This window comes from Pseudomonas sp. P5_B2 (assembly GCF_056400445.1).
In genome coordinates, this window is the sequence record NZ_JBFULH010000698.1 from 1 (window position 1) to 1,976 (window position 1,976).

Annotated in this window: 2 protein-coding genes; both read left to right on the top strand. The window is 60.1% G+C overall.

From position 1 onward, the window contains the following. On the top strand, nt 1–1,023 hold a 1,023-nt coding region (gene dxr, locus AC1DRJ_RS25750; RefSeq protein WP_477804638.1), incomplete at its 5' end, for a 1-deoxy-D-xylulose-5-phosphate reductoisomerase. A gap of 53 nt (nt 1,024–1,076) precedes the next feature. Further along, a partial coding sequence (rseP, locus tag AC1DRJ_RS25755; protein WP_477804639.1) for an RIP metalloprotease RseP occupies nt 1,077–1,976 on the top strand: 900 nt, incomplete at its 3' end.

Consider the following 1,976-nt stretch of genomic DNA (forward strand, 5'->3'; position numbering starts at 1 on the left):
GCTGTAGTGCCGCAAGCGAGTGCGGCCCGCACCCTGCAGGACGATCTGCGCGCGGCTGGCCTGTCGACTCGTGTGTTGGTAGGGGAGGAGGGGCTGTGTCAGGTTGCTTCCGATCCCGAGGTCGATGCGGTCATGGCGGCCATCGTTGGTGCGGCGGGTTTGCGTCCGACTCTGGCGGCGGTCGAGGCCGGCAAGAAGATTCTGCTGGCCAACAAAGAAGCGCTGGTGATGTCCGGGGCGCTGTTCATGCAGGCTGTGCGTAAAAGCGGATCGGTACTGCTGCCGATCGACAGCGAGCACAACGCGATTTTCCAGTGCATGCCGCAGGATTTTGCCCGAGGGCTTGGCGCTGTCGGCGTGCGTAGGATACTTCTGACTGCCTCTGGTGGTCCGTTCCGACAGACACCTGTGGACGAATTGGTGCATGTTACGCCTGACCAAGCGTGTGCTCATCCGAACTGGTCGATGGGGCGTAAAATTTCGGTCGATTCGGCCAGCATGATGAACAAGGGGCTCGAGCTGATCGAGGCCTGCTGGCTGTTCGACGCCAAGCCGTCCCAGGTCGAAGTCGTGATTCATCCGCAGAGCGTGATTCATTCTCTGGTCGACTACATCGATGGTTCGGTGCTGGCCCAGTTGGGTAATCCGGACATGCGCACGCCGATCGCAAACGCTCTGGCCTGGCCGGAGCGTATCGACTCGGGAGTGGCACCGCTGGACCTGTTTGCGATTGCGCGTCTGGATTTCCAGGCTCCCGATGAAGAGCGTTTTCCCTGTCTGCGCCTTGCGCGTCATGCTGCCGAGGCTGGCAATAGCGCGCCGGCGATGCTCAATGCAGCAAATGAAGTGGCTGTTGCGGCGTTTCTCGACGGGCGGGTTCGCTACCCGGAAATCGCGAGTATTATCGAGGAAGTGTTGAACCTCGAGCCTGTCGTTGCGGTGGAAGATCTCGAGGCGGTGTTCACGGCCGACGCGAAGGCGCGAGTCCTGGCCGGGCAGTGGTTGAGTCGTCACGGGCGGTAAGTGCTGCAATACGTTGGCCCATGCGGCACTGAATAGGATTGCGGAGAAAGTACATGAGCGCGCTCTATATGATTGTCGGCACCCTGGTGGCTTTGGGTGTGCTGGTTACCTTTCACGAATTCGGCCATTTCTGGGTCGCGCGTCGCTGTGGGGTCAAAGTGCTGCGTTTCTCCGTAGGCTTCGGCATGCCGCTGCTGCGCTGGCACGACAAGAAAGGCACTGAGTTCGTGGTGGCTGCCATTCCACTGGGCGGCTATGTGAAGATGCTCGATGAGCGTGAAGGCGAAGTGCCGGATGATCAGCTCGAGCATTCCTTCAATCGCAAATCTGTTCGTCAGCGTATCGCCATCGTGGCGGCAGGTCCGATCGCCAATTTCCTCTTGGCAATGGTGTTTTTCTGGGTATTGGCGATGCTCGGCACCGAGCAGGTGCGACCAGTCATCGGCGCAGTCGAGTCCGGCAGTATTGCCGCCAGGGCCGGATTGAGCGCAGGCCAGGAAATCATTGCCATTGATGGCGAGCCAACATCCGGCTGGGCGGCGGTGAATCTGCAACTGGTTCGACGTCTTGGCGAGAGTGGTTCACTTAAATTATTGGTGCGTGAGCAGGGTTCTACGACGGACTCTCCTCGCGAGCTGATGTTGGATAAATGGCTCAAGGGTGCTGACGAGCCGGATCCGATTCGTTCATTGGGTATCCGTCCTTGGCGTCCGGCGCTGCCTCCCGTATTGGCCGAGATTGATCCGAGCGGGCCGGCGCGGGCTGCGGGTTTGAAGACCGGTGACCGATTGCTGGCTCTCGATGGCAAGGCGCTGGATGACTGGCAGCAGGTGGTCGACACCGTCCGTATGCATCCGGATGCCAAAATCATGCTGCGCGTTGAGCGTGATGGTGCTCAAATCGACTTCCCTGTTACGTTGGCTGCTCGCGGCGAGAGCAAGGCACCTACCGGT